The organism is Persicitalea sp., from assembly GCF_041751555.1.
GTDB lineage: Bacteria > Bacteroidota > Bacteroidia > Cytophagales > Spirosomataceae > Persicitalea.
On the sequence record NZ_JBGSXF010000662.1, the window covers coordinates 1 to 8,308 of the forward strand.

The 8,308-nt window shown below is 50.6% G+C and carries 10 protein-coding genes; 1 reads left to right on the plus strand and 9 read right to left on the minus strand.

Annotated features, from left to right (window positions below):
• Positions 1-241: 241 nt before the first annotated feature.
• From ACEW8P_RS23340 to ACEW8P_RS23380, 9 genes are all read right to left on the minus strand, one after another.
• Positions 242-556 carry a hypothetical protein gene (locus ACEW8P_RS23340; protein WP_373515473.1) on the minus strand — a complete coding sequence of 105 codons (315 nt, stop codon included), beginning with the start codon at positions 554-556 and terminating at the stop codon, positions 242-244.
• A gap of 8 nt (positions 557-564) precedes the next feature.
• Positions 565-783, minus strand: a complete 219-nt coding sequence (locus ACEW8P_RS23345; RefSeq protein WP_373515474.1) for a DUF433 domain-containing protein — start codon at positions 781-783, stop codon at positions 565-567.
• Between the two features lie 167 nt (positions 784-950).
• Positions 951-1,163: an Imm27 family immunity protein gene (locus ACEW8P_RS23350; RefSeq protein ID WP_373515475.1), complete on the minus strand. Its 213-nt coding sequence runs from the start codon at positions 1,161-1,163 to the stop codon at positions 951-953.
• A gap of 143 nt (positions 1,164-1,306) precedes the next feature.
• Positions 1,307-1,660, minus strand: a complete 354-nt coding sequence (locus tag ACEW8P_RS23355) for a type II toxin-antitoxin system HigA family antitoxin (RefSeq protein ID WP_373515476.1) — start codon at positions 1,658-1,660, stop codon at positions 1,307-1,309.
• Positions 1,657-1,962, minus strand: a complete 306-nt coding sequence (locus ACEW8P_RS23360) for a type II toxin-antitoxin system HigB family toxin (protein WP_373515482.1) — start codon at positions 1,960-1,962, stop codon at positions 1,657-1,659. Before ACEW8P_RS23360 ends, ACEW8P_RS23355 begins: the two co-directional genes overlap by 4 nt.
• A gap of 125 nt (positions 1,963-2,087) precedes the next feature.
• On the minus strand, positions 2,088-3,251 hold the full coding sequence (locus ACEW8P_RS23365) for a site-2 protease family protein (protein ID WP_373515477.1): 1,164 nt from the start codon (positions 3,249-3,251) through the stop codon (positions 2,088-2,090).
• Positions 3,241-3,885 carry an HAD family hydrolase gene (locus tag ACEW8P_RS23370; RefSeq protein WP_373515478.1) on the minus strand — a complete coding sequence of 215 codons (645 nt, stop codon included), beginning with the start codon at positions 3,883-3,885 and terminating at the stop codon, positions 3,241-3,243. The genes ACEW8P_RS23365 and ACEW8P_RS23370 overlap by 11 nt, the downstream gene beginning before the upstream one ends.
• Complete coding sequence (locus ACEW8P_RS23375) at positions 3,882-4,835, minus strand: acetyl-CoA carboxylase carboxyltransferase subunit alpha (RefSeq protein WP_373515479.1); 954 nt, start codon at positions 4,833-4,835, stop codon at positions 3,882-3,884. The genes ACEW8P_RS23370 and ACEW8P_RS23375 overlap by 4 nt, the downstream gene beginning before the upstream one ends.
• Before the next feature lie 184 nt (positions 4,836-5,019).
• Entirely contained in the window at positions 5,020-6,453 is a 1,434-nt protein-coding gene (locus ACEW8P_RS23380; RefSeq protein ID WP_373515480.1) for an MBL fold metallo-hydrolase RNA specificity domain-containing protein, read from the minus strand.
• A gap of 302 nt (positions 6,454-6,755) precedes the next feature.
• Between ACEW8P_RS23380 and dacB the strand changes: the two genes are divergently transcribed.
• Positions 6,756-8,273 (plus strand): D-alanyl-D-alanine carboxypeptidase/D-alanyl-D-alanine-endopeptidase, encoded by a 1,518-nt coding sequence (gene dacB / locus ACEW8P_RS23385; protein ID WP_373515481.1) that lies wholly within the window; start codon positions 6,756-6,758, stop codon positions 8,271-8,273.
• The last annotated feature ends 35 nt before the right edge of the window (positions 8,274-8,308 follow it).

The window sequence follows — 8,308 nt, forward strand, 5'->3', positions numbered from 1 at the left end:
GTCTGGCTGAAATTCATGGCGTCCACGGCATGAAGGATGTCGCCGTGGAGGGCGAGGTCTTTAAATAACAAGGTTCAGTAAATTAGAATAAAAAAATACTGACCTCGTTTCCCCGGCCAGTAAACCGCTTTGATTGAGGGCAAAGATACGGAATAATTGCCGTTTTTGGATTTACCCAGAAATTCCTATCCTCATTTCCACTTCCATTTCTTGGTCCAGACCGAGGTGTTAGAAGTACTTGCTACTTTACGATATAAATTTTCCTTTCGAGTTCTTCTACCAGAAGGGAGAGGAGTTCGGGCAATTTATCCTTTAGCCGGGAAAGAATGTTTCTGTGTATGTCAATCACTATAACAGGTAGAGGAAGTGCAGATAAATTTTGCTGATAATGAGGATTTTTGTCAACACAAATGAAAACATCAAACTGGTTTTCAGAGGCTAACGCAAGTAGTATTCCGTTTTTTACCCCATTCCAACCCATATCATTTACTGTGCTGACCTCATACTGGGTACCATCAAACGAGTATTTGAAACGGACGTCGATGTTTTCATCCAAAAGAACTTTCATTGTATCGATACTTCGTACAGCAAGTCGGCAGCCAGCTCAATTATGGCTTCGGCTTCTTCTCGCGTTGCCGTTGGGTATCCTTCCAGGAAATCTTCCAGGGAGCTATATTCCAGGTAATCGAAGAGCGTTTTTATTGCCACCCTGGTTCCTTGAAACACAGGCGTTCCGCCGAGTATTTCTTCATCTACGGTAATTATTTCCTGTCTTTGGTTCATGATTGATACTTCAATAAACGCGGCGACACGGTAATTCGTCCATCCTGGATTTGTGCGTCAAATTCTATGGCTTCCATTTTGAGTTTGTTTTATCTTTTTGGTGCAGTGCTAACAAAGATAAAGCTTTTTGGGATTTAGTAAGTTTTGCCGCGATCCCAAAGAAATGGTCAGTCTTGGACTTCCCAAGGGAAGTTGCTGACTTGGGTTAATTCTGGCGACCCACCTCCGTGATATCCAGAGTTTGGATAGCTCATCCGCCATTTTTCTCCGTCGTTGCTCACATAATAGATATTCCAATCTTCGTCGCTACCAACTTTAATCAAAGATTCAAGCTTCTCATCCAGAAGTTCCCCCGTTAGAATTTGATTATATGTTTTCATACCCTCAAAAACATTCTCTATTCCGTGGTCTGAGGTGACTCAGACCCTCCGCGCTACAAGGCTAGAGAAGACTCAGCCCACGGTGAATTGAGGTAAAATTGAGTTTTGCAGGAAAGGATTGTACTTGAAAATAATGCGGCCTTTTAAATTTTTTCAAGAATAAAGTTGCCGTCAATTCCTAATTTTTCGTGTAGTCCCTTGGCTATCTCCACGTTTATTTTTCGTTTGCCATTCATTATTTCCGAAACGCGTGAGGCTTCTACGCCCAGCATAATAGCTAAGTCTTTGCGCTTGAGCTTCATCTCGTACATCTTAAACTCAATCATACCGAGCAGGGTAGTTGGAGCTGGAAAGGAAATGTTGTCTTTTTCGTATTCCTGAATTTCCTCAGCCAATAACCTGGCCTCCTTCTGCCTTTCAAGATCATCCCCCATTTCAGAAATGAGGATGTCTATTTTATCAAACGCCTGGCGATATTCGTTTTTAGTTTTAATCATGGCTTAAAATAAATCGTTGAAACGTCTATTTTGTCATACTCGGCGTGCGTGCCTATAAATTTTACGTAAACCGTTCTGATGTCAAAATGGATCATTGCTACCAGACGGTACCTATTCCCCTTGATATTGAAGACATAACGGTCGTTGCCAACGTAGTCTACCGAGTTGAAGGTGTTCTTTATTGATGCTAACGAATTCCATTGTGCTTGCGAGGAGATGTCATACCAATTCAGCAAAGCTACAAGCGCATCGGGATGTTTCTCGGCAAAACCTGTCAGAGCAGCCTTAGCAATGATGACCATCAAAGGAATCTTGTTTCAAAACTAGTATTTTTATTCCAGAAAGCGGAATATCAGGATCACGAAGAAGCATGAAGTCGACAAGAATCAGTTGCTGATTGACCTACAGTCACTTTCCTTTCTCCCTATCACCCTCCCACCAAAATAAACGGCTTCGGACTCGCGCAAAGGATAAATACCACCACCGCCAGCCAGCCCAGCAGAATACGTCTGGTGCCCAGTGGCCCATCGTCGGCGGTTTCGGGGTGATATACGCCCAGGAAGCGGCCCAGCAAGAAGACGAAGAAGAGAAAGCCCGAGTAACCTTCCCAGTCAGGACGCAGATACGACACGGCGAACTGTGCCACCACGATGCCCAGGCTCAGCATCAGGCCCGTGCGGGGACTGCCCGCAACGCGTTTCAGGCAGATGTAGAGGAAATAGACGTAAAGGGCGAGGTAGCCTAGCAGTTTGTAATATTGGTCGTCGCTCGCCAGGGTGGCGAATTCCTCGGCCCGGAAGAGGCCAAGCCCGGCGTAGAAGGCGAAGAGAACGAACAACGTCGGGGCGACGACGTTGAAGCGTTTCTTTCCCAATAGTCCGTAAAGAATGTGGCCGCCGTCCAACTGTCCGATGGGAATCAGGTTGAGGGCTGTGAAGAACAGCGAAATGAAGCCCGCCAGTAGGTAAGGGTAGTGCGTTATCTCGTTGGGATGGGGGAGGCGCGCCGGGTCGGCAACGTAGTTTTTGAACCACCAGAAAAGGATATTGTCGCCCAACACCAGAGCTCCTTCCTTGCCCTCATAGACATACTGGCCGTAATCCAGCCCGTAGCGGGCGTATTCAGGATGAATCGTGAAAATGTACTCGGGTGGCGGCAGGTGCGTGAAACCGTACCACAGTACGACTAGCGCGGCCAGGAAGCCCGCCAGCGGCCCGGCGATGCCAATGTCGAAAAACTTGACCCGAGACTTAATGACTGACTTGATGCGGATGAACGCGCCCATCGTACCAATGCTCTGCGTGAACCCGAACCACAGCGGAATGTAGTAGGGCAGTGTCACTTCGACCTGATGAATCTTGGCGGTAAAGTAGTGCCCGAACTCGTGGACGGTGAGGATAAGCAGGAAAGGCAGCGAGAAATGGAGGCCCTGCCACAGCTCGGGCCAGCCAATCAGTTGATCTGCTGGAAATACCCCAAAAGAAAAAAACGTTTTTCCGTACATCCACTCCGCGCCGGAGAGCGTGGTGGTGATCAGCGTGACAACAAAAAGTAAAATCTGTATTAGGGTAGTGCGGGCGCTAGGCGACATAGTCTTGCAGGAAGTCCAGCATCGTTAACGGCGGCTGCACGTGGAAGGTTTGAATGCCCAGAGCGCGGGCGGCGGCGATGTTGTCGACGTTGTCATCCAGGAAGAGCGTTTCGCCCGCCTCGATACCTGCTTCTTGCAAAACTTGCTCGTAAATGGCCGGGTCAGGCTTCATCAGGCCCATTTCGTAGGAGAGGAAAAGTTTTTCAAAAAGATCGTCGAGTCGCGCCATGCCCGTGTCTTCTTCCAAAATCTGGTTGACCGCCTCGATGTGAATGCTGCTGGTGTTGCTGAGCAGAAAAAGGCGGTAGTTTTCACCCAATTTCTGAATCATCGCAATGCGCTCCGGCGGAATGTCCAGCAACAGCGAGTTCCAGGCCGTATCGACCACGGCGTCTTCCCAATCAGGATTTTGAAGTAGTTCGCGGACGTAGGTGCGAAACCCGGGGGCATCCAGTTTTCCGGTTTCGAACTGCCCGAAAAGCCCCGAAGTACCGAACAATTCCAATACGTCTTCGGCCCGTTGCCCGCTCAACTCAGCGAACGACTGTGCGGCGCGTGGCACGTCGATGTCGATGATGACATTGCCGAGGTCGAAGACGATGTTTTTAATATTGTTATTTTTCACAAAAATCATTCAACTACCACTCCCATGCTGCAGAATTTGTCGATGCGCTGACTGATGCGCTCTTCGGGCGAAAGCTGGGACAACTGCCCCAGATTATCGAGGATGACGCCTTTGAGAATATCCGCCATCGCGAGGTGATCCAGGTGCGCCCCACCGAGGGGTTCAGGTACTATTTCGTCAATGAGTTTGTTGGCCTTCATATCACGGGCGGTGAGCTTCATGGCATCGGCGGCCTGCTCCTTGTAGTCCCAGCTACGCCACAGAATGGTCGAGCAGTTTTCGGGTGAGATTACTGAGTACCAAGTGTTTTCAAGCATCATCACGCGATCACCGATGGCGATACCCAGGGCTCCGCCCGACGCACCCTCGCCGATAACGATGCAAATAACGGGTACTTTGAGCATAAACATATCCTTCAAATTCCGCGCAATTGCTTCCCCCTGTCCACGCTCCTCGGCTTCCAAACCGGGAAATGCGCCCGGCGTGTCAATGAGCGTGATAATGGGCTTGTTGAATTTCTCGGCCAGTTTCATCAGCCGCAACGCCTTGCGGTAGCCCTCGGGGTTGGGCATTCCGAAGTTGCGGTGCTGCCGTTGTTTGGTGTTGCGGCCCTTCTGCTGCCCGATAATCATGACGCCCTGTCCGTTGAGATTGGCAAAGCCGCCGATCATCGCCGGGTCGTCACGCACCTGCCGGTCGCCGTGCAATTCGATGAATTCATCGCACATCAATTTGATGTATTCATAAGTATAGGGCCGGTCGGGATGCCGTGACAACTGTACCCGCTGCCAGCGCGTAAGGTTGTCGAAAATCTCCTGCCGAAGTTTGTCAATTCCGCTCTCCAGGGCCGCTGTCGCCGCCGACACGTCAATGGTACTTTCTTCGGCCAACCGCCGCATATCCGCCAGCTTGGTTTCCAGTTCGGCGATTGGTTTTTCAAAGTCTAAATAGGTACGCAAGGTTGTTTAATTGTTTAGTCGTGGAGATGTTTAGGATAGGGATTTTGTCCTTTAATTTTAGTGGTGGAGGAAAGGCGTTATTCGAACGTTGTTTATTTCTACTGAGAAAAAAGCAAAACAAAATCATGATGCTAAATTCAGTCGCTAGAGGTTCTTCTAAACAACTAACCACCTAAACAAACCACTACAATTCATAACTCTGTCCCCGCTCCGGGATTACTACCTTTTCGTAACCTTTCACGGCTAACGTGTCGCGGAAATCGCGCATGCTCTGGGCTTCTCCGTGGATCAGGAAAATGTTTTTAAGTTGGGTAGCGTCCTGGTTCTTGACGAAATCTATTAAATCATCACGGTCGCCGTGGCCGCTAAATACGTCAATTTTCTCAATATTGGCCAAAACCTTCTTCTGCTTGCCTTGAATTGTAATGCTGTCTTGCCCATTCAACAATCGCCAACCCAGGGTTCCTTCCGAGGCATAGCCGATCATCAGGACGGTGGCGTAGGGATTCTCGATATTTTGGGCGATGTGGTGCTCGATGCGCCCGCCTTGTACCATTCCAGAAGACGAGATAATGATGCACGGTTCGGCGTAGTTGGACACGGCCTTACTGGCGTCGCTACCTTCGATATAGACCAGGTTTTCGAAGTCGAACAGTACCTCATTGTCTTCCTTGAAATCCCGCGCTTCCTGATTAAGTTGCCGCGAATATTTTTGGTGAATCCGGGTGCTACCGAAACTGAGCGGACTGTCGGTGAATACTTTCAGCGGGGGTAGTTGGTGGTCGAGGTAGAGTTTGTTGAGCGTATAAAGCAGCGCCTGCGTCCGCCCGACACTGAATGTCGGGATAATTAGCCGCCCCGGAATATCCACGCAGGTACGCTGAATTACATCCAAAAGCGCCTCGCCCGGAGGCCGTAGGTCTTCGTGGAGGCGATTTCCGTAAGTCGTTTCGCAGATCAGGTAATCTACCTGCGGAACGGGCTGTGGATCCACGAGCAGCGGGTAGTTTTTGCGGCCCACGTCGCCCGAAAAACAGAGTGTTTTTTTCTCGCCGTCCACGTCGCGGACTTCTACCACAATGTGCGCTGCGCCCAGCAAATGTCCCGCCGGGATATAGGATACGTTTACGCGATCGGAGATGCGGTAGCGTTGTCCGAAGGCCACCGGAAAGAAATTTTCCAGCGCCTGCTTGACGTGTTTCTGCAAGTACAAGTCGCGGGGAAAGTCCTTGACGAGCGATCCTTTCTTCTTCTTGTTGGATGCCTTGCCATTGGCCGTGTTCAGCCGTTTTTGGTGCAGCATGGCCGAATTTTCCAATAGGATACCCGTGAGCGAATAAGTTGCTTCTGTACAAACTACCTGACCTTCGAATCCTTCCTTGTATAAATTGGGGATATTGCCGGAGTGGTCGATGTGGGCGTGTGTGAGAAGCACCGTGTTCACGAGCGTGGGATCGAAGGGGAAAACGCTTTTTTGTTCGTCGTAGAGGGCTTTCTTCTGTTTTTCGTTCAGGTCAAAATTTAGCCCGCACTCGATCAGGATTCGGTAATCATCCACTTCCAACAAGTACATGCTGCCTGTGACCTGCTGCGTGGCTCCCCAAAATGTTAATTTCATATATGTTGCTGTAGGCGTTAAGCTATTCTTGCTCCTTGCCTCTATTTGCTATTATTCAGACAGATAGTTACCCTTTGTTCCGTCTTTTTTTCGATTGTCAGAATTTCAGGTTGCTAACTCGTAAGTTTGCCAGGAGGTCATTAGTCGGATGCCTCCGGTCAAGTTCGTGCCAAATTTTGAGAAACTCTATATCTCGCGGTTTGTTTTAAACCCAGCTACGGGGATTTCCCTCAAAACCATAAACAACAAAAGTACCAAAAACAAGGCAGTTTCACTCCAGACCCTGCCGTTAACCCACCAAAATGTTCGATTCCCTCCGCCATTTCCGACGTAAGATCCACGCAATCACCCGAACTTCGCAGGCTTTTATTCTGCTGGCATTCGCTCTAACACCCCTCCATGCTCAATCCATAGACTCCCTAGCGCTGGATCGCCTGTCGGATGCCGTGGTGGAGCTGCAAAACTCCGAGTTGATGCGAAATGGCGTTTTTGCTTTCTCTTTAAAATCGACCAAAACTGGACGAACGATTTTAGGGATCAATCAGGAGCAATCGGTACCATCTGCCTCTACTTTGAAGCTGGTCAGCACGGCCACCGCGCTGTCGGTATTAGGCGGCGACTATACCTATAAAACCTACCTGGAATACGATGGACAAATCGTCCGTGATACGCTGCGCGGCGACCTCTACCTGCGCGGCACGGGCGATCCATCGCTGGGCAGCCAACGCTTCGATGGCGTCCCTGACGGTGACCAGCTCCTCAATCGCTGGATCGTCGCCATACGCCGGGCGGGCATCCGCTATGTACAGGGACAGGTTGTGGCCGATCCCACGATTTTTGATGATAAAAATCTAGCCGACACTTGGGTGTGGGGCGACCTCGGCAACTACTACGGCGCGGGTGTACAGGGATTGAATTTTCGCGAAAACCTCTACCGCGTTTCGTTCAAAGCGGGCCGCAATGTCGGTGATCCAACGGAAGTCATCAAGACGGAACCCGATTTGTCTTTTTTGAAAATAGAAAATCGCGTCACCACGGGTGAAGCCGGGTCGGGTGATCAGGTCTACATCTATGCTAGTCCGCTAGGCGAGCAGATTCTGTTGACCGGAACCGTGCCACGCGGTGCAACGTCGTTTACCGTCAAGGGGGCCGTGCCGCGCCCGGCCTACGCGGCGGCTTTCGAGCTCACCCGCGCCTTAAAAGCAGGCGGCGTCGGTATCGCCGGGGCAGGCGACGTTTTGCCCAAATCTACCGCCACCGTCCCTCTGCGCACCGTTCTCGATCAGTACAGTTCGCCCACGCTACGCGAACTGGCTCAGCAAACGAACTGGTGGAGTATCAACCTTTACGCCGACGCCTTCCTGAAAACGGCGGGCGTTAAACTTGGCGGCAAGCCCGACTTCGACGGTGCTGTCGAGGCTGAAGCCGACTACTGGCGTAAAAAAGGTGCGGATATGCGCGGCTTCTTCGTCAAGGACGGCAGCGGCCTGTCGCCCACCGGATCACTCACGGCCCAAAATCTAACCGATATCTTGAACGCTGCTACGAAAGATAAAAACTACACTGATTTTTACAACAGTATCGCTGTGTTGGGCGAATCAGGAACCGTCCGGAACATCGGCCGACGCACAAAAGCCGCTGGCAACGTCCGCGCCAAAAGCGGCTCCATCGGCGGTACTCGTGCCTACGCGGGCTACGTCACTACCAAAAATGGCGAACGCCTTAGCTTTACCATGATCGCCCACAAGTACCTTCCGGACGGCAGCCGAACGGTGAGTTTACGGCTGAGGGAGTTGTTGGTGCTCCTGGGGGGAATGTGACAAGGAGAGAGGAGGAAAGGAGGAGGGATAAAAGG